The sequence below is a fragment of the Devosia sp. A16 genome (assembly GCF_001402915.1).
In the GTDB taxonomy this organism is placed as follows: Bacteria; Pseudomonadota; Alphaproteobacteria; order Rhizobiales; family Devosiaceae; genus Devosia_A.
Genome location: NZ_CP012945.1, coordinates 4,971,474 through 4,997,637, shown reverse-complemented (window position 1 = coordinate 4,997,637; position 26,164 = coordinate 4,971,474). Strand labels below are relative to the sequence as shown.

Here is a 26,164-nt window from a genome sequence, read left to right as displayed (position 1 = left end):
AAACAGAGGTTCCCGCTTTCGCGGGAATGACCCGGTGGATGGGGCGGGCAGGGCGCCTACGTCAGATCCGGTGTCCGTTCACCGGCACCCTGGGTGTGCGGGTCGGCTGCCAGCTCCACCTGTGCCTGCTCGCCGTCGGCGCTCAGCAGCTTGTTGATCGCGAGTTTGGCTTTCTCGGTCGTGTCGCGCAGCGTCGGCAGATATTCAGGGGTCGGCACCCAGGCGCGCAACTGCAGCATGATCTTGTCGCCGACGAAGCTCTCGACATGCACCGTCGGCGGCGGGTCGACCTGCACGCGCTTGTCGGAGGTTGCGATCTTCAGCATCGTCCGACGCGCCGCCGCGACATTGATCGTGTCAGGCACCGTGATGTTGACGTCGATGCGGCGGCGCGGCTCGCGGCTGTGATTGGTGATGGCGGACGACCAGAGCTTCTGATTCGGAGTGAAGATGTAGAGCCCGCTGGTGGAGCGGAGCCGGGTGCCGAACAGGCCGATTTCCACCACCACGCCGGCAACGCCGTCGCCGACGATGTACTCGCCAATGGCAATGGGCCGGAGCCAGACCAGCATGATTCCCGCCGCGATGTTGGCGAGGGTGCCCTGCAGGGCGAGGGCGATGGCGAGGCCGGCCGCCCCGATCACCGCGTAGATCGAGGCGCTCGAGACGCCGACGAAGCTCAGCGCCGTCACCACCGAGAAGATGATGATGCCGTAGCGCGTCACCTGCGCCAGCAGCGGGGCGAAGTTCCTGTCGACCCCATAGGCGCGCGGCAACAGGTTGCGCACCATGCGCGACAGCACGCGGGCCAGGTACCAACCCGCGATCAGCACGATGAGGGCGCTCAACAGCGCCACCGAGTTGTCGGCGAGCCAGCGGAGCGGCAGGGAAAGGGCTTCGGTCGCTTCGGTGGACAGGTCGTTCATCGGCTCTTCAGGGGCTGCTGCGCTGCGGGCGTTAACTTACCAACTTGGCAAAAGCAGGAAAGTCCACAGCAATGCGAATAGGTGCTGGACAAGGTAGGGGACCCCTGATAGTCAGCCGCTCGGACCGGGTGCGTAGCTCAGATGGTAGAGCAGCTGACTCTTAATCAGCGGGTCCACGGTTCGAGTCCGTGCGCACCCACCAAGTCCCCCTAAATCTTTGATATGTTCGGCGAATGACTGCCGAGACGCTGCGTCTCGGCGGCGCGCAGGGCGTTGACGTAGAGGGCAGTCAGGCTGCGGTGCCGCTGCTTGAGAAAGTGCGACTCACGCAGATCCCATAACCTGGCCAGCCGCTGCTCCTGCTCGGCGTTGGCCAACCGTTCAGTGCCGGAACTCGAGTAGACCGTCAGTTCGCCCGCATAGAGGCGCCCGCCACTGACCAGAAAATCCACCCTGAGGAAGTCCACGTCGGCTGCCAACAGTTTCGACCAGACCACAGCTTCGCGCACCAATTTGGCGAGTGCCGGAGAATGGGGTAGGGCCTGGTCATCGCGTGGGTAGTCGGAATCGCGGCCCGGCGACGGGCTGCCGTCTGGCGCCAGCGTGAGCGAGCGCCCCTCGACCTTGTCGACCGTCCAGACGTTGGCCGGTACGCCGCAGGCCATGTAGACCTTGATATCGGTTGGCAGCGTGCCGTGATCGAGCGGCAGCTGCTCCTCGATGAACAGCCTGGGACTGATCGGCAGATAGGCCCATTCATCCTTGCGCCTGCGGGCGGTCATCATAGTCGTGGTCGCAGGCACGAGCTCGGCCAGCGTCGGCTTGCCGCGCTCGACCATGATATTGCTGGCCCAGCCGTTGTTCACCTTCACGATGACGGGCCCTTCGAGCAAGGCACCGGGTGCTGCGGCGATGCTGGTCCCCGTCCACAAAGTGCTCGGGATGGGCAGGGTCGGGGCGCGCTCGGCAACATATGCCTTACTTGCCAGCTTGTCGGTGAAGGTGACGAAGCGCGGGTCGCGGTCGAAGATCTTTCGCCACAGGATCTTTTCGACGTAGCTGTGTGGATGCGCGGGGTCGGGCAGATAGCCGTGCACGCGCCGGAAAGCGCGGATCAGGCGGCGGTGCCGCAGGGTGAGCCAGGCGCGGGCGACCGCCAGAACAAGGCGATGGTGGAAGGCGAGGCGGTGGTCCGTGGTGTTCACGTCGGAAGTCTCTCAAAGCCAGCAAAAAGCGCCGCCGAGCGCTGAATTGATCCAGGGTTGCTCTTCACAAGCCCTGCAGGCCCGCTTACATAGCCCCGATTACCCTTTCGCGCTCGGAGATAACCCATAATGCCCTTTGGCCTAGATGCTTCGGCTTTTGCGGCATTCTTCCAGGTTATCATGATCGATCTGGTGCTCGCCGGCGACAATGCGGTCGTCATCGGGCTCGCAGCAGCGGGGCTGCCGTCCGAACTTCGGCGCAAGGCCATCCTGATCGGCATCATCGCGGCGACCATCCTGCGCATCTGTTTCGCGCTGGTCACCACGCAGCTGCTGGCGCTCGGCGGCGGCCTGCTGATCGCCGGCGGCCTGTTGCTGTTATGGGTCTGCTGGAAAATGTATCGCGAGCTGTCGGTCTCGCACGCGGACGAGCACGAGGCGAACGAAGCGCTCGCCAATGCCGACCTGAACGCTGATGGCACGGTAGCGGGCAAGAGCAAGACCAAGACGCTGAAGGCGGCCGTCTGGCAGATCATCATCGCCGACGTGTCGATGTCGCTCGACAATGTGCTGGCCGTGGCCGGCGCGGCGCAGCACCACGAAGTGGCGCTGATCTTTGGCCTGGGTCTTTCGGTGCTGCTGATGGGCGTTGCCGCGACACTGGTGGCCGGCATCCTGCACCGTTTCCGCTGGATCGCTTGGCTGGGGCTGGTGATCATTCTCTATGTTGCGGTGAAGATGCTCTACGAGGGGGCCGACCAGCTGCTCGGCCATACCCTGCCGATGATCCCGCTGATCAAGGGTGCGCCGCCCGTTCCCGGGATTCACTGACCGCGAACTGTTGTGCGCGTTCCAGAACGGATGGGCGCGGCGCGAGCTCAGCGCCCCAGCAGCATGTCCACACGCGCCTTAAACCGGGCGATGCGGCCCATGCTCATGCCGGAGTCGTACTCCTCGGTGCGCTTGGTGTAGAATTTCTCCATCACCACGTAGTCCTGCCCGAAGATCTGCTGGCGCAGCAGCGCCGCCTGCTCATAGCCGTACCGGCGCAGCAGGGCGAGTGCGACCTCGTTCTCGGGCCGTACCCAGGTGAAGGCCTTGTGGAACTTGCCGTTGTCCCAGTGTTCGTCGAACACCCGCATACCATAGAGGCTAAGCCGGCTCTGCCGATGCGAGGGAAAGATCCAGCTCCAGTAGCGGAAGATCGCGCCGGTCTCGGGACCCGAGATCAGCCCGCCGCCGGCCTGGCCGTCCTGCGTGAGGATGATGACATGGAACGGGTCCACGCGCTGCAGCGCGCGCAGGAAGCCCTTGGTCAGGCGGCTCTTCTCGTGTTGCTTGAAGCGCTCGGAATAGTGCGGCGACTCGTCGATTACCGCCATCAGTTCGGCATGGATCATGTCGAGTTCGTCCGGTCGCGCGGCATGATAGCCGAGTTCGGGCATCGCGAGCCTCCAATGGTATTGCCGCGATTGTCGCCTTAAACTGCCGAGAAAGCGTTTACCGCAAGGGTTTCCGAAGGGTTTTCGTCGTTCTGCCACTAGGCCGAAAGGCGGCAAGTGGTCTGCTTGCCCGGCCTTGAGGGCTTGGCTAGAACGGTTCGCAAAATCGGAGGATTATCGATGAGCGAGAGTTTGGTGTTCGCCCCCAGCGCGGCAGCGGTTGCACGGACACGGACCACGGCGGCGCAGTACGACGAGATGTACGCCCGGTCGGTGAACGACCCCGACGGCTTCTGGAAGGAAATGAGCCAGCGCATCGACTGGATCAAGGCGCCGACAAGGATCAAGAACACCACGTTCGAATACCCCAATGTCTCGATCAAATGGTTCGAGGATGGGGTGCTCAACATTTCCTACAACTGCGTCGACCGGCACCTCGCCACGCGAGCAGACCAGACCGCCATCATCTGGGAAGGCGATATCCCCGGCACCGACGGCCGCATCACCTACCGCGAACTGCACGAGCGGCTCTGCCGCTTCGCCAACGTGCTCAAGGCCAATGGCGTCAAGAAGGGCGACCGGGTCACCATCTACATGCCGATGGTGATCGACACTGCGATCGCCATGCTGGCCTGCGCCCGTATCGGCGCGGTGCACTCGGTAATCTTCGGCGGCTTCTCGCCGGATTCGATCGCCGGTCGCGTCAATGACTGCGAGAGCCGGATCATCCTGACGGCCGACGAGGGCCGTCGCGGCGGCAAGACCATTCCGCTCAAGAAGAACGTCGACGAGGCGCTGCTGAAGGCGCCGGGTGTCGACAAGGTCATCGTGGTCAAGGTTACCGGCAACCCGGTCGACATGCAGTCGGGGCGCGACGTCTGGTACGAGGAGGCGGCCAAAACCGTCTCCGCCGACTGCCCGCCCGAGCCGATGAATGCCGAGGATCCGCTGTTCATCCTTTATACCTCGGGCTCGACGGGCAAGCCGAAGGGCGTGCTGCATACCACGGGCGGCTACATCGTCTGGGCGTCGCTGACCCATGAACGCACCTTCGACTATCGTGACGGCGACATCTACTGGTGCACGGCCGATGTCGGCTGGGTCACCGGCCACAGCTATATCGTCTACGGCCCGCTGGCCAACGGCGCGACCACGCTGATGTTCGAAGGGGTGCCGAGCTACCCCGACGCCGGGCGCTTCTGGCAGGTGGTGGAAAAGCACAAGGTCAACATCTTCTACACCGCGCCCACCGCGATCCGTGCACTGATGGGCGCCGGCCCGGAGTTCCCCGACAAGTACGAGATGCCGAGCCTCAGGCTGCTCGGCTCGGTGGGCGAGCCGATCAACCCCGAGGCCTGGCTCTGGTACCACAAGCATGTGGGCAAGGAGCGCTGCGAGATCGTCGACACTTGGTGGCAGACCGAGACCGGCGGCTTCATGATCACGCCGCTGCCGGGCGCCATCGCCACCAAGCCAGGTTCGGCCACCAAACCGTTCTTCGGCGTGCAGCCGGTGGTGCTGTCGCCGGAGGGCCGTATCCAGGAGCAGACCAAGGCCGAAGGCGTGCTCTGCATCAAGGACAGCTGGCCGGGCCAGATGCGCACCGTCTATGGCGATCATGCGCGGTTCGTCTCGACCTATTTCGAGACCTACAAAGGCTACTATTTCACCGGTGACGGCTGCCGCCGCGACGAGGACGGCTACTACTGGATCACCGGCCGGGTCGACGACGTGCTCAACGTCTCGGGTCACCGCATCGGCACAGCCGAGGTCGAGAGCGCGCTGGTGGCGCACCCCAAGGTCGCCGAGGCAGCCGTGGTCGGTTACCCGCACGACATCAAGGGGCAGGGCATCTATTGCTATGTCACGCTGATGGCCGGCGAGAAGGGCGACGACGCGCTGAAGACCGAGCTCAGGAACTGGGTGCGCAAGGAAATCGGCGCCATTGCCTCACCTGACCTGATGCAGTTCGCGCCCGGCCTGCCGAAGACCCGCTCCGGCAAGATCATGCGCCGCATCCTGCGCAAGATCGCCGAGAACGACTACGGTGCGCTGGGCGATACGACGACGCTGGCCGACCCCAGCGTGGTGGCGGACCTGATCGAGAACCGGCAGAACCGCTGACCTCTGAGCGTGGGGCAGGTCTATCAGTCGGTGCCTTCTCCCCTTGTGGGAGAAGGTGCCCGAAGGGCGGATGAGGGGTTCTCTCCGCGTACTGGGTCGCTCCTCGCTGCGCTCGGAGCGCGCTACACTTCGTTGCGCGGACCCCTCATCCGGCCTGTCGGCCACCTTCTCCCACAAGGGGAGAAGGCACCGACTGAGAGTGCAGCGCCTTCAACACCGACCAGCTTTTGCCGCACTCCTAGGCCACAAGCCCGGGCTCCTTAGTCCCGAGAGACCCTCCCTCATGCGCCTCGCCACGATGCTGCTCGCGACGCTCCTCCCCCTTGCCGCCACGCCGTCCCTCGCGCAGTCGCTCGAGCAGATGGCCGGGCAGATGATCGTCGTCGGCTTTGTCGGCAACGGCGTCGATGACAAGGGCGTGGCGGCGCTCAGGGCCGAGGTGGCTGCCGGCGACATCGGCGGGGTCATGTATCTCAAGACCAATGTCGCGAGCCGCAAGGCGGTCGAAGCGATGAATGCGGCGTTCCGCGAGGCGGCTCCATCAGGCCTGCCGCCGTTCATCACGCTCGACCAGGAGGGCGGATTGGTCGAGCGGCTCGACAAGTCCGTCGGCTTCAAGGAAATCCCCGACGCGGCGGCGGTTGCCGCAAGGAATACGCCGACCGAGGCCCGCGGCATCTATGATGCCCAGGCGCAGGGGGTGGCCGACTGGGGCTTCAACGTCAACTTCGCGCCGGTGGTCGACCTGTCGATCAACCCCAACAACCAGGTGATCGCCAAATATGGCCGCGCGTTCGGCAAGGACGGCGCGGTGGTGGCACTGTACGCGGCCGAGGTGATCGCCGCCCACCATGCGGCAGGCGTGCTCACCTCGCTCAAGCATTTCCCAGGACACGGCTCATCCACCGCCGACAGCCACGAGGGCTATGTCGATATCACCAAGACCTGGCAGGAGAGTGAGCTCGAGCCCTACCGCGAGCTGATCGCCGGCGGCTATGACGACATGGTGATGGTCGGCCATCTGATCGACACCAATGTCGATCCCTCCGGCATGCCTTCGAGCCTCTCAAGGCCGTGGATCGAAGGCGTGCTGCGCGAAAAGCTCGGCTTCAAGGGCGTGGTGATCACCGACGACCTCGAGATGGGCGCCATCCGCGACCACTTCAGCCTCAAAGAAACGGTGCTCAATGCGGTGCGGGCCGGCGTCGATGTGCTGCTGTTTTCCAATACCGCCTACCAGCGCGCCACGCTGGGCGACGAGGTGCGCGCCATCCTCGTTGCGGAGGCCGAGACCGATCCGGCGTTCAGGACGCGGATCGAAGAGAGCTTCAGGCGCATCGTGGCGCTCAAGTCGCGCATCGGAGCCGGCAATGCCGAGGCTCAGTAAGGCCGAGGTCATCGCCGCGCTGGGGCTCGGCGGCCATTTCGAGGGCGGCTATTTCCGCGAGACGTTCCGCCCGACGCACCGGGAGAAAGTGAAAACGGCGCGCGGCCCGCGCGGCACGATGACCAGCATCCATTACATGCTGACCGACGACTCGCCGGTGGACCATTTCCACACCAAGCACTCGGACGGCATCCAGTTCCACCATTTCGGTGCGCCGCTGACCTACCACATGATCCACCCCGACGGCCGCTATGAGGCCGTGGTGCTGGGGCCGGATCTCGCGGCTGGGCAGGTGCCGAGCCTCGCGGTCGCCGGCGGGGTGTGGAAGGCCGCCGAGCTGCCGGCCGGCGAGTACGGCCTCGTCAGCGAAGTGGTGGCGACGGGCTGGGAGATGGAGGACATGATCCTCGTCACCCGCGCCGAGCTGCTGGCCCGTTTCCCGCAGCACGAGGCGGTGATCACCCGCCTGACACCGGCACCGTAGCGCCGTCGCGGGGTTGTCGCAGCGGTACTGTTTCCCTTATGAGGGCCGGAGTTTTCCCCACCTCGCGGGCGCGGTACGCCGAAAGCGCTCCCGCCTCATAGGTCAAATGGGCTAAACTTCCGATCCCGAAGGCGAGAGGCAAAAGCATGAGCGAAGAGGGCAGGGAGGTGCGGCGGGTACGTGCGCTGTTCATCTCCGACGTGCATCTCGGCATGCGCCCCACCCGCATCGCCCAGTTGATCGATTTCCTGCGCTGGCACGAGGCCGACACGATTTACCTGGTCGGCGACATCGTCGATGGCTGGCGGTTGGCCAAGGCCTGGTACTGGCCGCCGGAATATCACCAATTGGTCGAGCTGTTCCTCGACAAGGCGCTTTCCGGCACCCGCATCGTGGTGCTGCCGGGCAACCACGACGAGTTCCTGCGTGAGTACCTCGGCACCTATTTCGGCGAGGTCGAGTTCGTCGACCGCACCGTGCATACCACGGCGCAGGGCAAGACCTACGTCGTGATCCATGGCGACCAGTTCGACGTGGTGGTGGCGCATGCCAAGTGGCTGGCGCATGTGGGGGACTGGGCCTACCGGGCCGCGCTGCGCCTCAATATCGCGGTCAACTGGGTGCGCCGGCGCATGGGACTCACCTACTGGTCGCTCTCGGCCTGGGCCAAGCACAAGGTGAAGAACGCCGTCAGCGTCATCGGACGTTTCGAGGAAGCGCTGACGCTGGAAGCACGCGAGAGCGGCGCCGATGGCGTCATCTGCGGCCACATCCACTATGCCGATATGCATGAGCGGCTGGGCATCCACTACGTCAATACCGGCGACTGGGTGGAAAGCTGCACTGCCGTCTGCGAGACGCATGACGGCGTGCTGGAACTGGTGCGCTGGACCGAAACGCCGCTGCCGCGCAAGCCGCGCCGCCTGCGGCTGCGGCGCGCACCGGCGGTGCCGGGGCAGTGATCCACCGATAGAGACGGCCCCCTCCCGGCCTCCCCCATAAAGGGGGAGGTGAAGAGTCGAGGTTCTGTCTTCGATCGTGCCACACGCACCGGCAGGGCACCTCCCCCTTTATGGGGGAGGATGGGAGGGGGCCGTCTGTGACAGCTTGCGCTCGCCCGTCATCCCGTCGTCACACCGCATTCGCAGCCGTGTCACCCGACTCCCGTAAACCCCACGCATCGCTTGCCGATGGGTGGGGCCGATGCGCAAGGTACTGATCGTCACCGATGCCTGGTTGCCGCAGACCAATGGGGTTGTCCGCTGTCTCGAGGCGGTCGGTCGCGAGCTGATGGGGCGCGGCCACGAGGTAAGCTACCTCACGTCGGAAGGCTTCTGGACTTTCCCGATGCCGACCTATCCGGAGATCCGGCTGTCACTGGTCACTCCGATGACCATCGGGCAGGTGATTGCCCGGGAAGCTCCCGAGCATATTCACATCGCCACCGAAGGGCCGCTCGGGCTGCTGGCGCGCTTCGTCTGCCTCGAGCAACGGTTGGCCTTCACGACCAGCTACCACACACGCTTTCCCGAGTATGTGGCGGCGCGGATGCCGATACCGACCGAGTGGACCTATGGGTTCCTGCGCTGGTTCCATGGGCCGGCCGCGGCGACCCTGGTGCCGACCGCCTCAATGCAGGAAGAGCTTGCCGCCCGCCAGTTCGGGCACACGCGTCTATGGACGCGTGGCGTCGATCATTCACGTTTCTCACCGGGGCCGAAAAGCGAGTTCCTCGATCTTGCGGGGCCGCACCTGCTCTATGTCGGGCGCGTCGCGGTGGAGAAGAACGTCGAGGCGTTCCTCAAGCTCGATGTCCCAGGGACCAAGATCATCGTCGGCGACGGCCCAGCGCGCGCCGATCTCGCGGCGCGCTACCCGGAGGCGGTCTTCCTTGGCCTCAGGACCGGAGACGAGCTGTCGCGGCTCTACCGTTCGGCCGACGTCTTTGTCTTCCCGAGCCGCACCGATACTTTCGGCAATGTCATGATCGAGGCCCTGGCCTCGGGCCTGCCGGTCGCCGCCTATCCTGTCACCGGCCCGCGCGACATTCTCACCGATCCAACCTGCGGCGCCCTCGACGAGGACCTCGGCTTCGCCGTGATCCGCGCCCTGACGCTCAGCCGCGAGGCAGCGCGCGCCCAGGCGCTCGGCTTCACCTGGGCCCGTTGCGCCGACATCTTCCTCGAGGCGCTGGTGCCGGTACGCGAGGCAGCGGCCAGGGTGGCATAGCGGGGCCGGATAACGCACATTGAAGCAGAGTCCGTTGATCTTTGCGCGGCTGCTCGGCACTGTCCTGCGGTGCGGCGGATTCTCCCGCCGGGAGCACATCCGGATGTCGTCGACCACTGTCGCCGCGCGCCTCTCGCCAGAGCTGCGTGCCGCGATCTTTCATTTCACCGTCTTCGGCAGCACCGGGGTCGCCTCGGTCTATCTGGGCATCTGGTTGGCCAACCACGGCATCAGCGCCGAGCAGATCGGCATCATCAATGCCGCGCCGCTCGTCGCCATGCTGCTGGTCAACCAGCTGGTCGGTCGGATCGCCGACCGCATGCCGGATTGGCGCGGCGTGATCATCGTGCTGTCGCTGATCGCCGGACTGGTCCCGATCGGACTGTTTTTCGTCTCCGGCTTCTGGGGCATTCTGGGAATCTGGATCCTGTCGGTGATGCCGGCCTTTGCACTGGTGCCAGTGGTCGATGCGGCGACGCTGAGGATGACGCAGCGACGAGGTACCGATTTCAGCGCCGTGCGGGCCTGGGGGACGGTTGGCTTCATGGCTGCGACGCTGCTGAGCGGACCGCTGATCGCCTGGCTCGGCGATGCGGCCTTCGTACCGGTGTTCGTTGCCTTCGCGCTGCTGCGGGCCGTGCTGGCCTTCCAGCTGCCGCAGTTCCGCTCCGGCGAGGATCGCGCCGCCGCAAAGCAGGGCGCCCGGCATCTGCGCGAGGTGCTCAAGCCCTGGTTCGTCATGGGGCTGGTCGGGCTCGGCATCCTCTATTCGACGCATAGCGCCATGAGCGCCTTTGCTGCGCTATTGTGGACGGAACAGGGGATTTCACCCGGGCTCATCGGTCCGCTCACCGCCACCATGGCCGCGGCCGAGGCGCTGATGATGTTCGTGTGGACCCGGCTGAAACTGAAGGTCTCGGCGCGTCACATCATCATCTTGGCCTGCCTCGTTGCGGCGGTACGTTGGACCGCCATGGCGTTCTCGCCGCCAGTCTGGGTGCTGTTCGGGCTGCAGCTCCTGCACTCCATCACCTTCGCCATGGGCTATCTGGGCGGGATCTATTTCATTGCCAACTGGACCAGCGACGATATCGCCGCCGAAGCGCAAGGTCTTTCCTACGTGCTGCAGCAGGCGATGTCGGTGGTGGCCATTCTTGCGATGGGCTGGTTCGTGGCCGCCTTTGGTCCAATGGCGTGGTTGTTCGTCGCGGCCTATGCCGTGCTCGGAGCGTTTTGCGTGGTGCTCTCGCTGAAGTTGCAGCCCCCTTCCGCGCACCCGATCACGTCGGATCAGCTGACCCCAGCCGATCCGGCTCCCTGAGGTTTGAAATGCCTGCCAAATCGGCCACCGAGCCGTTCATCACGCCTGAGCTGCGCGCCACGGCATTCTACTTTTCCATCTATATGGCTGGGGCTGCGTTCAACGTCTACGGCGGCATCTGGTTCGCCGACCAGGGGCTGAGTTCCGAGCAGATCGGCATCATCAACGCCGTACCGGTGCTGGTGACGCTAGTGTTCAACATCCTCGTCGGCAAGATCGCCGACCGCGCATCGGACTGGCGGCAGGTGATCGTGCTCGGCTGCCTGCTTTCGGCACTGATCCCGATCGGATTGTTCTACGTTCACGATTTCTGGGGCATCCTGATCTTCTGGACCCTCGCCCTGCTGCCGATCAGCCTGATCGGCCCGGTCGCCGACGCGGCGACGATGCGGATGACCCGGCGGCGAGGGACCCAGTATGGGCCGATCCGAGCCTGGGGAACGGTCGGCTACATGGTCACGCTGTTCGGCGTCGGCTGGGTCATCAGCCAGTTCGGCGGCGGCATATTCCTGCCGCTGTTCGTCGGGTTGTCGATCCTGCGCGGCCTCGTGGCGTTCGGCCTGCCGCGCTTCCGTGCGGGTGGGGGCGAAGTGCAGGCGCCGCCATCGGGAGCGGCTCGCCTGGGCGAAGTGATGAAGCCGTTCTTCCTCTTGCCGCTGGTCGGCTTCTCGATGGTCTATGCCACCCATATCGTCCTCAACGCATTCCAGGCGCTGCTGTGGATGGAGCAGGGGCTTTCCGCCGACCTGATCGCACCGCTGCTGGCGTTGGCCGCCTTCGCGGAGGCGGCGATCATGTTCCTGTTCGGGCGCATCGCGCGGCGCTTTTCGGCCCGCAGCCTGATCCTGCTGTCGGCCGCCACGGCGGTTTTCCGCTGGATCTGCATGGCGTTCCAGCCGGGTCTTGAGTTTCTGATTCCGCTGCAACTGCTGCACGCCTTCACCTTCGCGCTGGGCTTCATGGGATGCGTCAATTTCATCGCCAACTGGACCAGCGACGAAATCGCCGCAGAAGCGCAAGGCTTCTTCCAGATGCTGCAGCAGGTGATGAGCGTCATCGCGCTGATCGGCTTCGGCTGGCTGATCGGGCTCATGGGGGCGAAAGCCTACCTGGTCGCCGCCGCCTTTGCGCTGGGTGGGGCGCTGCTGATCTGGCTGTCGATCGCAATGCAGGGTCCGAAGCGGCCCGCGGCAGCCCGGCTGGGGTAAGCCATGTCGCTTGCGGTTAGCTGAGTCATTGCCGAGCCAGCGACTCCAGCGCGCTTGGCGCCCCTCACCCCGTCCCTCTCCCCTCCTAGCGGACGCTCTCGCGTCCGCTAGGAGGGGCGAGGGGGCGTTGTGGCGCCGTCCGTGCAAACCGCGTCCCCTCGCCCCTCTGGGGAGAGGGTTAGGGTGAGGGGCGCCAAGTGCACGGACGTGGCGTTCCTGCTTCTCAGCCCCAAAGCAAAAGGCCCGCGGTTTCCCGCGGGCCTTTTTCAAAGCCGGTGTGGCTGCCGTCAGCCGAGACGGCCGCTGGCATGGGCCAGCATGGTGTAGACGCGGCCACGGTCGCTGAGCAGATACTCGCGGGTCTCGCCGGCCGGATTGGCTCCGGTGGCGGCGCGCTTCAGCAATTGCTCGAACTCGGCCATGTAGGTCGCGGCGGTCTTGGCGAAGTCGCTGTCGCGCTGGATGCGCTTGCGCACTTCGTCATAGGTCGCCTGGCCGCCCAGCGTGTAGATGCGGCGCGAGAAGACGTTCTGCTCGCCGGCCTGGTAACGCTGCCAGGCGTCGGCCAGGGCCGAGGGCTCCATCGACTTGGCGATTTCCTCGGTCAGGGTCGAGAGATTCTGCGCCGGGGCTGCGGACGCACCGGGCGCTGCCGGCGCGGCGGCCGCAGCCGGAGCTGCGGTGCTCGGACCCGAGGCGTTGCGCAACACGTCGCGCAGCCAGCCGCCACCTTCCTCGGTCTTGGCCGCGGGCTTGGCCTCGGCAACGGGCTGCGGGCGCGGTGCGGTGACCGTGGGCGCCACGACCTCGGTCGTTGCCGTCAGGCGCGGCTGCGGACGAACCGGCTCGGCCCTGGGCGGCTCGGCAGGACGGATGGGCTCGGGCCGCGAGGGGGCTTCGTCACGCACGATGCTCTGCCGGGTCGGGGCCGACGGGCGGCGTTCGTTGAGATCGTGGGTCGCCGGCTGGGCGCGCACGATGGCGTTGAGCTCGGCCAGGGCCTCGATCTGCTCCGCAACGACGCGACGCATTGCGGCAGCACTCGACTTGGTCTCTTCCGGCAGCTCCATCACGCCGCGCGCCAGCTCGGAGCGGGTGTTCTCGAGTTCCGAACCCACTTCCTTGGCTGTGGCACGCATGGCCGAGGCGGTCTCGTTGAAGCGCTGCGTCGCTGCCTCGAGGGCCTGCTGCATCTCGAGGATCATCGTCGCCTGGGTCTGGCGCAGGGCGTCGGCGGCACGCTGGCTTTCATTGGCCGCGGTGTCGGTGAACGAGCCCAGCTGCGTCGCCACGCGGTGCGAGGTGCCTTCCAGCGCCTCTTCCAGCAGGTTGGTGCTCTTGCCGAGCACCGTCTGCATCTCCGCAGTGGCGCTCGCGAGGGCGTTCTGCACTTTGTCGGTGGTGCCTGTGAGGGCCTGCTCCAACTGGCCGGTGGTCTCGCCCAGGGCGGTCTGCACCCGCTCGGCGGTGCTGTTCAGCACCGACTCGAGCTGACCGGTGGTCTCGCCCAGGGCGGTCTGCACCTTCTCGGCCGTGCTGCCCATCACCGATTCGAGCTGGCTGGTGGTCTCGCCCAAGGCGTTCTGCACCTTTTCGGCCGTGCTGGTGAGCACCGATTCGAGCTGCCCGGTGGTCTCGCCAAGAGCCGCCTGCACCGTCTCGGCGGTGCTGGTCAGCACGCTGTGCAGCTGGCCGGTGGTGTCGGCGAGCGCGGCGTTGATGGTGCCGGAGGTCGCTTCCAGCGTTTCGGCGACGCCGGACGTGGTCGATGCCAGCAGCTGCTCCATCGACTCGCGGGCGGCAACCAGGCGCTGCTCGGTCTCTTCGACGGTTTCGGTGATCGAGTGGGCGAAGCCACGCATACGGCCATCGATCTCGTCGGCGCGGGCGGTGAAGGCCTGCGCCAGCGCGTCCATCGCCGAGCGGCGCTCGTCGAGGTTGGCGAGGGTCATGGTGCCCGAAGCCGAGAGGTTCTGCGCCGCGCTGTCGAGGCTCTTGGCCTCGGCGTCGAGGTTGCCCAGCATCGAGCCGAACTCGTTGACCATCGAGGCGATCGAGGCCTGCAGCGCGCCGACATGTTCGGTGACCAGGCGTCCTGCCTCTTCTGTCGAGCCGATCGCTTCGCGCACCGTGGTCGAGTAGGTGGCGGTCTGCTGGGCGACCGAGTTCTCGAGGTTGGCGAGGTTGGCGGTCGAGGCGTCGAGCACCTTCTGCAGCAGCATGTTGGAGTCGTTGAGCTTGCCCAGCGCCGTGGTCACATCGGTCAGGATGCGCGAGGTCGACTGGTTCATCAGGTCTTCGGCCTGCGAGGCGTTGGTGATCAGCGCCTGCGCCAAGACGTTCCCGTGGTTCTGCAGGCTCATTTCCAACTGCGCCGAGCTGTCGGAAACCAGCGCCGAGAAGGCATCGGTCTTCTCGGACACCACGCGGTTGATCTCGGCGACCTTGCCGCCGATGGCGTCGGCTGCGGCCACCGCCTTGATCGAGATCAGCTCGTCGATGTTGCTCGAGGCCTGCTGGATCTGGGCGAGGGCACGACCCACGGCCACGTCCATGCGGTCGGCGGTCGAGGTGACATCGTCGGCGATGCCCTGCGTGGCCGAGACGATGCGGCGGGAGATGGTCTCCTCGATGCGGTCTGCGCCGGCCTCGAGGTCGGTCATCGACTGCACCAGCGCCGTGTTGATTGCGGTATTGAGCGAAGCGAGGCGCTCGGCGGTGATATCGGCGCGGGCGGTGATCGCCTCGGGCAGGGTGCCCAGGCGTTGATCGACCATGTCGGTGATCGCCTTGCGTGCCGAGTTGACGCCGGTCTCGATGATGTCGGCGGCCTTGCGGGCGCTTTCGCCGACGGTGCCGGCCGCATTCTCGATGCGGGCGTTCACGCCCGCTTCGGCATCGGCCATGCGCAGGATGGCGCTGTCGATGCCGCGACCGAGGCCCTCGCTCACTTCGGCGACCTTGGTTTCGATCAGCGTCGAGACGGCACCGGCGCGCTCGGACATCACCTCGGTGACGTTGCGCAGGCTTGCATCGATCCGGTCGCGGGCCGTCGTGCCCTGGGCGTCGATGGTGCGGGCCAGCTCGCTGGTGCGTTCGCCGATCGCCGCGGCAATGCCGACGGTGTGGCTGCCGAGGGTTTCGGCCAGCTGCTGGGTCCTGGTGTTGAGCGCTTCGGCGAGCTCGGCCGAGCGGGTCGCAACCGCCGATGCCAACGCCTGGGTGCGCTGGTCGAGGCTGTCGCCAATCTGCTGGGCATGCTGCTGCAGCGTGCTGTCGATCGCCTGGCTGCGACGATCGAGGCTGTCGCCGATCTGTCCGGCGTGCCGCACCAGAGCGGTGTCGAGGGCCTGGGTGCGCTGGTCGAGGCTGTCACCGAGCTGCTGGGCATGCTGCAGCAGGGTCGCGTCGAGCGTCGCGGTGCGCTGATCGAGGCTGTCGCCGATCTGCTGGGCGTGCTGCTGCAGGGCGATGTCGATGGCCTGAGTGCGGGTCGCCACCGCCTGGTCGAGCGCCTGGGTGCGGCTCGCCACGGCCTGGTCGAGCTCCTTGGCGCGGCCGGTCAGCACGTTGTCGAACTGCTCGACGCGCGAACCGAGCGCCAGGTCGATCGCCTGGGCGTGGGTGATGATGTTGGTGTCCATGGCGCGGGCATGGCCGGCAATGGTCACGTCGAAGGCCTTGACGTGCTCGTCGAGCGCGGCGCTCAGCTCGCCATGACGGCTGCCCAGCGTGTCGTTCAGCAGCTGGGTGCGGCTGTCGAGCGCGTCGGCGATGATCTGGGTATGGCCTTCGAGCGAATCCGAGATCTCCTGAGAGCGGTTGGCGATCGCCTCGGTGATCTGCTTGGTGCGCTGGCCGAGCGTCTCGGTCATCTCACGGGTACGCTGCGACACGATCTCGTTGAAGTGCTCGGACTTCTCGTCGAGCGCCATCTCCAGCACGTTGGCGCGGGCCGCGAAGCTGGCATTGTTCTTGTCGAGCGCGGCGATCAGCTTGTCGCCCTTGTCGCCGATGACGCCGTCGAGGCTGGCGAGCCGGTTGTCGATCACCACCGCGATCTCGTCGAGGCGGGCATCGAACTGGGCGAGGTTCTGCGAGCCGGCGCCGGTGAGAGTGACGCGGGCGCGCTCGGTGGTGTCGTCGAGGGCGCCGCTCAGCTCGATCATCGCCGACTGCAGGCGCGATTCCATCGAGTTGACCTGGATCTGCACCTGCTCGTCGAGCTGGTGGCTGAGGCCGCTCAGCAGTTGCTCCGCCTCGCGGGCGCGGCCGGTGATGTCCGAAGCGATGCGGGTGCCGATCATGTCGAGGGCGCTCGACACTTCATGGCCGCGATCGCGCAACTGGTCGAGCAGGGTGATGCCGCCTTGGCTCAGAAGCTTGGCGAGCGAGGAGGTGCGGTTGTCGATGGCGTCGGAGAGGGTCACGGCGCGGCTGTCGAGCGCCTCGGTCAGCGACTGCATGCGCCCGTCGATCACCGCGCTCAACTCCTGCGTGCGGTTCTCGAACGCGCCCGAGATGGTACCGGCGCGGTCCTCGAGCGTGATGTTGAGGCGCGAGGCGGAATCGTCGAGGGCGACCAGCAGGTGGCTGGTCCGCTGGTCGATCAGCGACACGAAGCTCTCGGTGCGCTCGCCGAAGGCGCCGTTCAGCGAGTTGCCCGCGGTCTCCAGCGCCTTGGTCAGGTTGCCGCCCGATTCGACGATGGTGCCGGCGATGCGCTGCGAGATCATGTCGAGGTCGAACACCAGGCCGGTGTGGCTCTCGGTGATCGCTTCGCGAACGCGCTCGGTATTGGTGATCACCGCTTCGCGCTGGCTCGCCAGTTCCTGGATCAGAGCGCGCATGCGGGATTCATTATCCGAATAGGTGCGCTCGAGCGCAGTGACCTCGTTGTGGATCATCACTTCGAGCTCGCCGGCGCGCGACAGGGCGCGCTCGAGGCCGTCGCCCAGCGCGTTCACCTCGCGACGCACCGCCTGGCCGACCGAGGCCACCTTCTCGGAGGCCGTGGTTTCCGGCTCGGCAAGGCGGATCGCCGCCTGCGTCACGGCGGCCGCGGCATTGCGCAGATCCTGCGCGCGCCGGATCAGCGTGGCGATGGCGAAAATACCGATCACCGGCACGATGGCGAGCGCGAGGAGGCCGATGAAGTCGTTCGAGCCCCAGAAGGAAGCGGTGCCCATGTCGGCGCCGTTGCGGATCATCGCCACCAGCGCAATCGCCACCACCCAGCCGAGCGCCACCAGCCCGGCCACCATGGTCGGCGTGCCGGACGATTTCGACTGCAGGCCGTAGAGAATCTTGGAAGAGGGGAAGCGGTCGTCGTTGGCGACCGAACCGGTCTGCGCCGCGAACTTGTCGGCGGTGCGCTGACGTTCGGAGCGCGCCGAGTTGTCGCGCGGCGGCAGCTTCGGCGCGGCCTTCTCTGCCGGCGGCTCTTCCGCTGCAGCAGGTTGGTCAAGGTTGGCGAAAACCGAGTCCTTGAGCGCGTCCTCGACTGCCGAGAATGCCAGAGTTGCAGGATCGTTCTGGGGTGTTGCGGTCTTTTTGGCCATAACTCTTTACAACTCTCGCATCGGCACGTGGCGGTCGATCAGAGCCTGCATTGGACCACCGCCGGGGTTCCGGTTAGTCGTCCAAATTGGGTAAAATGCGATTCAAATGCCCCGCAGTCTGCCCGATGCCCCACGCCGCCGCACGCTAGGTGGACCTCAAACATACATACAATTTGAGGCAAACCGAACGCATTCTTAATGGAAGGTTAATTTCCGGTCCGAATGCGGCCGGTTAAGGGCATAGATAAGATTGTACCCATTGGTTTTGGCTGCCCTTCATCCGGTCCCGCTAGCGTCCTGCCATAGCCCAGGTTCGGGCGGTAGGAAGGGTTGCGGGGATGGTTAGGAATATAGCAGTCGATGCCGGAGCGGGGTCCGCCCGCCAGGACGTTTCCCGTACTCCCATCGACATGGATCACCTCGACCAGCAGTCGCTCGGCGATCCAGGCCTCAGGGACGAAGTGCTCCGGCTGTATGCGCAGATGTCGGGCGTCTATCTCGGGCGCATCGAGGCGAGCACGTCGATCCCGTTGCTGCTCGAGCATCTGCATACGCTCAAGAGCGCAGCTGCCGGCATTGGCGCCTGGACTGTCCGCGACCTCGCCAAGCGTGCGGAAGATGCGCTGCGCACCGGTGCACCGGTCAATCCGGAGCATATTCAGCAGATCGCTGCAGCCGTGGCCGAGTGTCAGGCGTTCATCGCCAAACTGATCAGCGCCGAAGAGTCCTGAGCAGAGCGCATGAGAGTGCGCCGTTTGGCGCGCTTGCGAGGCGGAGGCGGCACCGCTATATGCGGCTCAGCACCCCCGAGCGAAGTTACATGCCCCACATCACCTATATCGAATCCGACGGCACGCGGCACGAGACCGAGGGCGAAGTCGGTTCGACCGTGATGGAAACCGCCATCATGAACGGCGTTCCCGGGATCGTCGCCGAATGCGGCGGCGCCTGTACCTGCGCGACCTGCCACGTCTATGTCGACGAGGCCTGGACCGAGACCGTGGGCGGTCCCTCGATGATGGAAGAGGACATGCTGGATTTTGCCTATGCGGTGAAACCCACCAGCCGCCTGAGCTGCCAGATCAAGGTCAAGGACGCCCTGGACGGGCTGGTCGTCCACGTGCCGGAGCGACAGGGGTAAGGCCGACTTTGACCGGACGGTTTCCGGCGCCTATATTAGAGGCTCGGATGCCTTTGAGGTCTAGGATGGACATCTCCGTCAAGGAAGCTCACGACAAGCTGGAAGAACTGCTCGACCGCGCGGAAGCGGGCGAGGAGATCGTTTTGACCAGGCACGGACGTGCGGTGGCGCAGCTAGGACCGGTCAAGCGAGCGTCGCTGACTCCCGAAGAACGTGGACGCATCATTGACGAGATCGTTCAGGACGCCAAAGGCAAGGGCCTTCCCGGACCAGACGCTGCGCATAGCTCGGATCACCTGTACGACGAGTACGGGTTGCCTTGGTGATTGCAGTCGATACATCCGCGCTGGTGGCCATCATACTAGACGAGCCAGCAAGGACGCGATCAAGCATGGAGCCCCGTTGCTTATCTCCACTGCGACTGTTGCAGAGGCGCTAATTGTTGCCGAGGCCCGAGAGCTCTCCCCTCAGATGCGCCACCTTCTTGGGCGGCTCGATTTCGACATCGTTCCTGTGACCGCGGAGTTCGCATACCAGGTCGGTGAGGCTTTCCCCGAGTTCGGAAAGGGCCGGCACCGTGCCAAACTCAACTATGGCGACTGCTTCGCCTACGCTCTCGCCAAGGATCGTGATTGCCCCTTGCTTTTCGTCGGCGACGACTTCAGTCAGACCGATATCCGCAGCGCGCTTTGAGCCCGTAGCAGTGTCATCGTTCCACCATGGGACGCAGGCATGGATTCTTTTCGCGGCTGACATCGTTCGGCCTCAACGCAATTCTAATCCATACCGGCCAGAGGAAACATTAAAGCTATTGAATTTCAATAGCTTGTCCGGAAGTCTCGAAGTCAGTATGTATCCGGCTCCGGAAAGGCCGTGAATGGGTGAACTCAACACATTCCCCGTCAGCTACAAAGTCCAGGGTCAGCGCATCGTCATTATCGGCGGTGGAGAAGAAGCCCTCAACAAAGCCCGGTTGGTTACTAAGACGACTGCTTTGGTCGTCATTGTCTCCCAGAACATCGAAGCCGATTTCTCCGAAGTGCCGGTCACACTGGTGGAGCGCCCGTTCGAGGACGACGATCTCGTTGATGCGGCACTGGTTTTCGTTGCCGACCACGGTCCGGACGGCGAGGCCGCCAAGCGCGCGGCGCGGGCCCGACGCATACCGCTAAACGTGGTGGACGTTCCCGACGAGTGCGATTTCTACACGCCTTCGATCATCGACCGGGCGCCGGTGAGCATCGCCGTCGCCACCGAAGGCGATGCGCCCGTGCTGGCGCGGCTGATCCGGGCGCGGATCGAAGCGGCCTTGTCGCCGAACCTCGGGGCGCTGGCCCAGCTCGCCGGCTCGATGCGCGACAAGGTGGCGGCGCTGTTGCCCGGCGCGCGCGCGCGCCGCTACTACGAGGAACTGGTCACCTCGCCGGAAGTCGAGGTGGCGCTGCTGCGCGGGCAGGGCGCGGCCAAGGCCGAGGCGCTGCTGGCTCAGCATGGCGCCGAGGGCGACAGCCCCGGCGTGGTCTGGCTGATCGGCGCCGGTCCCGGCTCCGAGGATCTGCTGACCCTCAGGGCCCAGCGCCTGCTGCAGGAGGCCGATGTGATCGTCCACGATCACCTGGTGCCCGCGGCGGCGGTCGAGATGGGCCGGCGCGATGCCGAGCGCATCCTCGTGGGCAAGCAGAAGGGCCATCACTCCTTCACCCAGGCCGAGATCAATGCGCTGATCGTGCGCTTGGGCAAGGCCGGCAGGCGCGTGGCGCGGCTCAAGGGCGGCGACCCGATGGTGTTCGGCCGCGCCGGAGAAGAGATCGATGCGCTGAAGGCCGCGGGCATTGCCTATCATATCGTCCCCGGCGTCACCGCGGCGTTGGCGGCCGCAGCCGATACGGCGACGCCGGTAACGCTGCGCAAGATCTCGACCGGCTTCGTGCTGGCCACGGCGCATGGCGCCGAGTCCGAGGAGCTGAAGCACTGGGCGGCGCTCGCCTCGACCGGGCTGACGCTGGCACTCTACATGGGCAAATCCGTAGCCGGGCCGACCGCCGAGCGGCTGATCGCCGAAGGCGCGGCGGCGAGCATCCCGGTCGGCGTGGTGGTCAGGGCAGGGCGCAAGGACCGGGTGCTCTATCGCGGCACGCTGGGCACGCTGGCCTCGGGGACCATCGAGCTCGAAGACGGGCCGGCAATCATTTTCGTGGGCGAGGCAATCGCTCATGGCGACTGGAGCGAGGCGATCGAACTCGCCAGCTCCGCATTCAAGGTGGCGTAAGTGAGCATGGAAATTCTCACCGGCAATGAGCTGATGAGCGGCGCGACGGTCTATCTCGACCGGGCGGGCAAGTGGGTCGAAGAGCTGCAGCAGGCGCGCGTCTTCCTCAGGGAAGAGGCCGAGGCCAAGGATGCTGCCATCGCCGCCACCAAGAAGACCGGACGCATCAACTCCATTGAGGTCGAAACCGTATCGCTGCGCGAGGGGGTGATTTATCCCGACCGCATCCGCGAGCGCATCCGCGCCGAGGGCCCGACGGCTCCGCGCTTCGACCGGCAGCATCTCGACGAGGACGGCCATGTATCGATATGACGAGTTCGACGCCGCGTTCGTGAAGGAGCGCACGGCGCAGTTTTCCGACCAGGTGGCCCGCCGTCTGACCGGTGAGCTCAACGAGGATCAGTTCCGGCCGCTCCGGCTGATGAACGGGCTCTACCTGCAGCTCCACGCCTATATGCTGCGGATCGCCGTGCCCTACGGCACGATGAGCTCGAAGCAGCTGCGCATGCTGGCGCGCATCGCCCGCGACTACGACCGCGGCTATGGCCACTTCACCACGCGGCAGAACATTCAGTTCAACTGGCCCAAGCTGCGCGACATCCCGAAGATCCTGGCCGACCTCGCGTCGGTGGAGATGCACGCCATCCAGACCTCGGGCAACTGCATCCGCAACATCACCACCGACCAGTTCGCCGGCGCCACGGCCGACGAAATCATCGATCCGCGTCCGGTCGCCGAGATCCTGCGCCAGTGGTCGTCGCTCCACCCCGAGTTCAGCTACCTGCCGCGCAAGTTCAAGATCGCCATGACCGGTTCGACCACCGACCGCGCCGCGATCCGCTTCCACGATATCGGCCTGCAGGCGGCGACCAACGCGGCTGGCGAGATCGGCTGGGAGGTCTGGGTCGGCGGCGGTCTCGGCCGCACGCCGATGATCGGCAAGCAGATCAGCCCGTTCGTGCCGCACGAGCACCTGCTCGCCTATCTCGAGAGCATCCTGCGCGTATACAACCGCTACGGCCGCCGGGACAACAAGTACAAGGCGCGCATCAAGATACTGGTGCACGAGACCGGCATCGACACCATCCGCGAGCAGGTCGAGGAAGAGTTCGCCCATGTGAAGGGCGGTGTACTGACCCTGCCGCAGGAAGAGCTCGACCGGATCACCAGGTACTTCGCCCAGCCCGACTACGAGCTGGTCAACGAGACCACCGTCGATGTGGCGAAGGAAAAGATACTCAACCCGCCTTACGGCCGCTGGCTCGAGCGCAACCTCAGCGCGCATCGGCAGCCGGGCTATGTCTCTGTCACCATCTCGCTGAAGCCGACCGGCGGCGCGCCGGGCGACGCCACCGACAAGCAGATGGATGTGGTTGCCGACCTCGCCGAGCGCTATTCGTTCGATGAGCTGCGCGTCAGCCACGAGCAGAACCTGGTGCTGCCGCATGTGCGGATCGCCGACCTGCCGGCGGTTTACGCCAAGCTGGTCGAGCACGAGCTGGCCGAAGGCAATGCCGGCCAGATCACCGACATCATCTGCTGCCCGGGGCTCGATTTCTGTGCCTTGGCCAATGCCCGCTCGATCCCGCTGGCGCAGGAGCTCAGCCGCAAGTTCGCCTCGCCCGAGCGGCAGGCCGAGATCGGCGACCTGAAGATCAAGATCTCGGGCTGCATCAACGCCTGCGGCCACCATCACGTCGGCCACATCGGCATTCTGGGCGTCGAGAAAAAGGGCACCGAGCTCTACCAGATCACCGTGGGTGGGGACGCCACGGAGAACGCCGCGATCGGCAACATCCTCGGCCACGGCTTCGTCGTCGAAGAAGTGCCGGCTGCGATCGAGCGACTGGTCGACCTTTACATCGCGAAGCGCGAGAGCGCCGACGAGCCGTTCATCGCGGCCTACCGCCGGCTGGGCGACGCGCCGTTCAAGGAGGCGCTGTACGGCAATGCTTGATCTAGCCGTCGCTTCGGGCGTTCGGGCCCATAAGCCGGACAAGCTGCGTGAACTCGGCATCATGTCGCTCAATGGCATGTTCGACGAGATGGACGGCGTCGCCGTGCTGCGCCAGGCCGTCGAGGAGCTGCTGGTCGACGACATCGCCATCGTCTCCTCTTTCGGCGCCGATTCTTCGGTGCTGCTGCACATGGTCTCGGAGGTGAACAAGGACCTGCCGGTCTATTTCCTCGAGACCGGCAAGCACTTCCCCGAAACGCTCGATTATGTCGAGACGCTGAAGCGGCACCTTGGCCTCACCAACGTCATCGCGCTCCATCCCGACAGCAAGGATATCGAGCGCTTCGACCCCAAAGGCGACCTGTGGGAGACCGACCCGGATTCGTGCTGCCATATCCGCAAGACCGAGCCGCTCGACGCCACCGTCTCGGGTTTCGGGGGCTGGGTCACCGGCCGCAAGCGCTACCAGACCGCCGAGCGCGGCGTGCTGCCGCATTTCGAGCTGACCAGCGATGACCGTATCAAGGTCAATCCGCTGGCCTATTTCTCCGATGCCGATATCACGACCTACAAGCTCAAGTATGGGTTGCCCGAGCACCCGCTGTACAATAAGGGCTACAAGTCGATCGGTTGCGCGCCGTGCACGAGCGTGGTGGCCGAAGGCGAAGATCCGCGTGCCGGCCGCTGGCGCGGGCTCAACAAGAAAGAGTGCGGCATCCATTTCGATTTCAACGGAGCCATCGCCAAACCCATGGCCGCTCAGGAATTGAACCTTTTCAAGGACGGCGCCTTCATCGCCGACCCGTTCCGCGCCTGGGGCGAGGGCGATGATCCCGGCACCGTGCGTTACACGCATATTCCGCTGCCGGTGTTCCTCGAGCATCGAGAGGCCGTACTGGCCAACCCGCATCCGGTGGGTCTCCTGGTCTCGCCGGGCGACAATGTCGAGCTGGTCAAAGGCGATCTCGATCGCTTCAGCTCGATCGCCATCAACTTCCCGGCCTTCGGCGACGGTCGCGGCTATTCCTCCTCGCGCCTCATCGCCGAGCGGTACGGCTACAAGGGCGAGTTGCGGGCCGTGGGCGACGTGCTGCACGATCAGATTCCGCACATGCGCCGGTGCGGCATGAACGCCTTCGTGGTCAAGCATGAGCCGACCCGCAAAGCCCTCGAGGAGGGCAAGCTCGCCACCGTCGACCTGTTCTATCAGCCGGTCGGCCTGACCGAGGTGCCGGTTGGCACCCGTCCGTTCCTGCGCCGCGCGCTCGAGAACGCCTGATCAAAGTTCACGGCTGTTCCCCGCCGCGGCGGGGCAGCCGTTTCGCCGCGCCGAGCGTGACAGGCTGCGCACAACCCTGAGAACTGGAAGGCCGGAGCGGCCTTCAGCCAAACGAGAAGTCAATGTCGAACGAAATCGTCACGGATGTGGTCATCATCGGCGCCGGTCCTGTGGGCCTGTTTGCCGTATTCGAGCTGGGGCTGCTCGACATCAAATGCCACCTCATCGACATTCTCGACCGGCCGGGTGGGCAGTGCGCCGAACTCTATCCGGAAAAGCCGATCTACGACATTCCAGGCTTCCCGATGGTCACCGGGCAGGGCCTGACCGACAACCTGATGCAGCAGATCGCGCCGTTCGGGCCCGAGTTCCATTTCAGCCGCATGGTCACCAAGCTGGAAAAGCAGGAGGACGGTTCGTTCCGTCTCGAGACCGACGCCGATGAGGTGTTCCGCTGCAAGGTGGTGGTGATCGCGGCCGGTGGCGGCTCGTTCCAGCCCAAGCGTCCGCCGGTCGATGGCATCGAAGAGTACGAGAACAAGTCGGTATTCTATGCCGTCCGCAAGATGGACGATTTCCGCGACCAGGACGTGGTGATCGTCGGCGGCGGCGACTCCGCCCTCGACTGGACGCTCAACCTGCAGCCGATCGTGCGTTCGCTGACGCTGGTGCACCGGCGCGACGCCTTCAAGGCGGCGCCGGCCTCGGTCAACAAGATGAAAGAGCTGGTGATGGAGGGGAAGATCAATTTCCTCCTCGGTCAGATCGGCAAGCTCGAAGGCAAGGACGGCCAGATCGACCATGTCCATATCAGCATGGATTCGGGCGATACGCCGCTGCCGGCGACGCGCCTCTTGCCGTTTTTCGGGCTCACCATGAAGCTCGGCCCGGTTGCCGATTGGGGCCTCGAGCTCAACGATAACCTGATCACCGTCGATACCGAAAAGTTCGAGAGCTCGGTGCCGGGCATCTTCGCCATCGGCGACATCAACCACTACCCAGGCAAGCTCAAGCTGATCCTGTCGGGCTTCCACGAAGCCGCGCTGATGGCGCAGGCAGCGAAGGCAGTGGTCTCGCCGGGCGAGCGCGTGGTGTTCCAGTACACCACCAGCTCCACCAAGCTGCAGAAGAAGCTCGGGGTAGTGTGATGACGTCAGTCGGCAGTCGGCGGTCGGCAGTCGGACGCTTTCTGCGAGCGGCGTGCAGTGGCTTGGCGAGCCTATTCTACTGCCGACTGCCGACTGCCGACTGCCATCGCGCCGGGAGCCCGGCACGATGAAGATCCTCGTCACCGACCAATCCGGAGTCGAACACGAGCTCGAAGGGCTCGATGGCTGGCGCACGATGGAAGTGATCCGCGACTGGGGCCTCAACATCAAGGCAGAGTGCGGGGGCGCGTGTTCGTGCGCCACGTGCCACGTCTATGTCGAGGATGGCTGGTTCGAGAAGCTACCCGAACCGAGCGACGACGAGGAAGATCTGCTCTACTCGACGCTCGACAAGAAGCCGAACTCGCGGCTCAGTTGCCAGATCCTGCTCAGCGAAGATCTGGACGGCATGCGCGTGACGCTGGCGCCCAGCGCGGCAAAGGATTCCGAGGCTGCGTGAAGTCCACAGCCGGCACCCGGAGG

At 65.3% G+C, this 26,164-nt stretch carries 22 protein-coding genes and 1 tRNA gene; 19 read left to right on the top strand and 4 right to left on the bottom strand.

The window, feature by feature from the left end:
- Window positions 1-56: 56 nt before the first annotated feature.
- A complete protein-coding gene (locus APS40_RS24135; protein ID WP_055049460.1) occupies window positions 57-926 on the bottom strand; it encodes a mechanosensitive ion channel family protein in 870 nt (289 codons plus the stop codon).
- Window positions 927-1,052: 126 nt separating this feature from the next.
- On the opposite strand from APS40_RS24135, the gene APS40_RS24130 reads away from it, so the two are divergent.
- Window positions 1,053-1,128, top strand: a tRNA-Lys gene (locus APS40_RS24130).
- 7 nt (window positions 1,129-1,135) lie between these two features.
- On the opposite strand, the gene APS40_RS24125 is transcribed toward APS40_RS24130, so the two are convergent.
- On the bottom strand, window positions 1,136-2,131 hold the full coding sequence (locus APS40_RS24125; RefSeq protein WP_055049459.1) for an ATP-grasp fold amidoligase family protein: 996 nt from the start codon (window positions 2,129-2,131) through the stop codon (window positions 1,136-1,138).
- A gap of 129 nt (window positions 2,132-2,260) precedes the next feature.
- Between APS40_RS24125 and APS40_RS24120 the strand changes: the two genes are divergently transcribed.
- Window positions 2,261-2,962: a TerC family protein gene (locus APS40_RS24120; RefSeq protein WP_055049458.1), complete on the top strand. Its 702-nt coding sequence runs from the start codon at window positions 2,261-2,263 to the stop codon at window positions 2,960-2,962.
- A gap of 47 nt (window positions 2,963-3,009) precedes the next feature.
- On the opposite strand, the gene APS40_RS24115 is transcribed toward APS40_RS24120, so the two are convergent.
- Window positions 3,010-3,576 carry a hypothetical protein gene (locus tag APS40_RS24115; RefSeq protein WP_055049457.1) on the bottom strand — a complete coding sequence of 189 codons (567 nt, stop codon included), beginning with the start codon at window positions 3,574-3,576 and terminating at the stop codon, window positions 3,010-3,012.
- 177 nt (window positions 3,577-3,753) lie between these two features.
- Between APS40_RS24115 and acs the strand changes: the two genes are divergently transcribed.
- The 7 genes from acs to APS40_RS24080 all read left to right on the top strand — a co-directional run bounded on the left by acs (window position 3,754) and on the right by APS40_RS24080 (window position 12,326).
- Entirely contained in the window at window positions 3,754-5,697 is a 1,944-nt protein-coding gene (acs, locus tag APS40_RS24110) for an acetate--CoA ligase (protein WP_055049456.1), read from the top strand.
- Between the two features lie 283 nt (window positions 5,698-5,980).
- Entirely contained in the window at window positions 5,981-7,084 is a 1,104-nt protein-coding gene (locus APS40_RS24105; RefSeq protein WP_055049455.1) for a glycoside hydrolase family 3 protein, read from the top strand.
- The gene (locus APS40_RS24100; protein WP_055049454.1) at window positions 7,068-7,568 is read left to right on the top strand and encodes a cupin domain-containing protein; all 501 of its coding nucleotides are present in this window, start codon (window positions 7,068-7,070) and stop codon (window positions 7,566-7,568) included. The genes APS40_RS24105 and APS40_RS24100 overlap by 17 nt, the downstream gene beginning before the upstream one ends.
- A 146-nt stretch (window positions 7,569-7,714) precedes the next feature.
- Window positions 7,715-8,530 carry a UDP-2,3-diacylglucosamine diphosphatase gene (locus tag APS40_RS24095; RefSeq protein WP_055049453.1) on the top strand — a complete coding sequence of 272 codons (816 nt, stop codon included), beginning with the start codon at window positions 7,715-7,717 and terminating at the stop codon, window positions 8,528-8,530.
- A 241-nt stretch (window positions 8,531-8,771) separates the two neighbouring features.
- Window positions 8,772-9,797 (top strand): glycosyltransferase family 4 protein, encoded by a 1,026-nt coding sequence (locus tag APS40_RS24090; protein WP_055049452.1) that lies wholly within the window; start codon window positions 8,772-8,774, stop codon window positions 9,795-9,797.
- A gap of 103 nt (window positions 9,798-9,900) precedes the next feature.
- On the top strand, window positions 9,901-11,118 hold the full coding sequence (locus tag APS40_RS24085; protein WP_055049451.1) for an MFS transporter: 1,218 nt from the start codon (window positions 9,901-9,903) through the stop codon (window positions 11,116-11,118).
- 8 nt (window positions 11,119-11,126) lie between these two features.
- Window positions 11,127-12,326 carry an MFS transporter gene (locus APS40_RS24080; protein ID WP_055049450.1) on the top strand — a complete coding sequence of 400 codons (1,200 nt, stop codon included), beginning with the start codon at window positions 11,127-11,129 and terminating at the stop codon, window positions 12,324-12,326.
- 287 nt (window positions 12,327-12,613) lie between these two features.
- On the opposite strand, the gene APS40_RS24075 is transcribed toward APS40_RS24080, so the two are convergent.
- Window positions 12,614-17,887, bottom strand: a complete 5,274-nt coding sequence (locus APS40_RS24075; RefSeq protein ID WP_055049449.1) for a hypothetical protein — start codon at window positions 17,885-17,887, stop codon at window positions 12,614-12,616.
- A gap of 338 nt (window positions 17,888-18,225) precedes the next feature.
- On the opposite strand from APS40_RS24075, the gene APS40_RS24070 reads away from it, so the two are divergent.
- The 10 genes from APS40_RS24070 (at window position 18,226) to APS40_RS24025 (ending at window position 26,141) form a co-directional block, all read left to right on the top strand.
- The gene (locus tag APS40_RS24070; protein WP_082434641.1) at window positions 18,226-18,618 is read left to right on the top strand and encodes an Hpt domain-containing protein; all 393 of its coding nucleotides are present in this window, start codon (window positions 18,226-18,228) and stop codon (window positions 18,616-18,618) included.
- A gap of 89 nt (window positions 18,619-18,707) precedes the next feature.
- Entirely contained in the window at window positions 18,708-19,028 is a 321-nt protein-coding gene (locus tag APS40_RS24065; RefSeq protein WP_055049447.1) for a 2Fe-2S iron-sulfur cluster-binding protein, read from the top strand.
- A 65-nt stretch (window positions 19,029-19,093) separates the two neighbouring features.
- The gene (locus APS40_RS24060; RefSeq protein ID WP_055049446.1) at window positions 19,094-19,354 is read left to right on the top strand and encodes a type II toxin-antitoxin system Phd/YefM family antitoxin; all 261 of its coding nucleotides are present in this window, start codon (window positions 19,094-19,096) and stop codon (window positions 19,352-19,354) included.
- A 76-nt stretch (window positions 19,355-19,430) separates the two neighbouring features.
- Window positions 19,431-19,721, top strand: coding sequence for a type II toxin-antitoxin system VapC family toxin (locus APS40_RS24055; protein WP_335338168.1), 291 nt, complete (start codon window positions 19,431-19,433; stop codon window positions 19,719-19,721).
- 184 nt (window positions 19,722-19,905) lie between these two features.
- On the top strand, window positions 19,906-21,297 hold the full coding sequence (gene cysG, locus APS40_RS24050; protein WP_055049445.1) for a siroheme synthase CysG: 1,392 nt from the start codon (window positions 19,906-19,908) through the stop codon (window positions 21,295-21,297).
- Between the two features lie 6 nt (window positions 21,298-21,303).
- Window positions 21,304-21,609, top strand: coding sequence for a DUF2849 domain-containing protein (locus APS40_RS24045; RefSeq protein WP_055049444.1), 306 nt, complete (start codon window positions 21,304-21,306; stop codon window positions 21,607-21,609).
- Window positions 21,596-23,254 carry a nitrite/sulfite reductase gene (locus APS40_RS24040; RefSeq protein ID WP_055049443.1) on the top strand — a complete coding sequence of 553 codons (1,659 nt, stop codon included), beginning with the start codon at window positions 21,596-21,598 and terminating at the stop codon, window positions 23,252-23,254. The genes APS40_RS24045 and APS40_RS24040 overlap by 14 nt, the downstream gene beginning before the upstream one ends.
- Window positions 23,247-24,533 carry a phosphoadenylyl-sulfate reductase gene (locus APS40_RS24680; protein ID WP_082434640.1) on the top strand — a complete coding sequence of 429 codons (1,287 nt, stop codon included), beginning with the start codon at window positions 23,247-23,249 and terminating at the stop codon, window positions 24,531-24,533. Before APS40_RS24040 ends, APS40_RS24680 begins: the two co-directional genes overlap by 8 nt.
- A gap of 122 nt (window positions 24,534-24,655) precedes the next feature.
- Entirely contained in the window at window positions 24,656-25,681 is a 1,026-nt protein-coding gene (locus APS40_RS24030; protein ID WP_055049442.1) for an NAD(P)/FAD-dependent oxidoreductase, read from the top strand.
- Window positions 25,682-25,808: 127 nt separating this feature from the next.
- Entirely contained in the window at window positions 25,809-26,141 is a 333-nt protein-coding gene (locus APS40_RS24025) for a 2Fe-2S iron-sulfur cluster-binding protein (RefSeq protein WP_055049441.1), read from the top strand.
- Window positions 26,142-26,164: the final 23 nt, after the last annotated feature.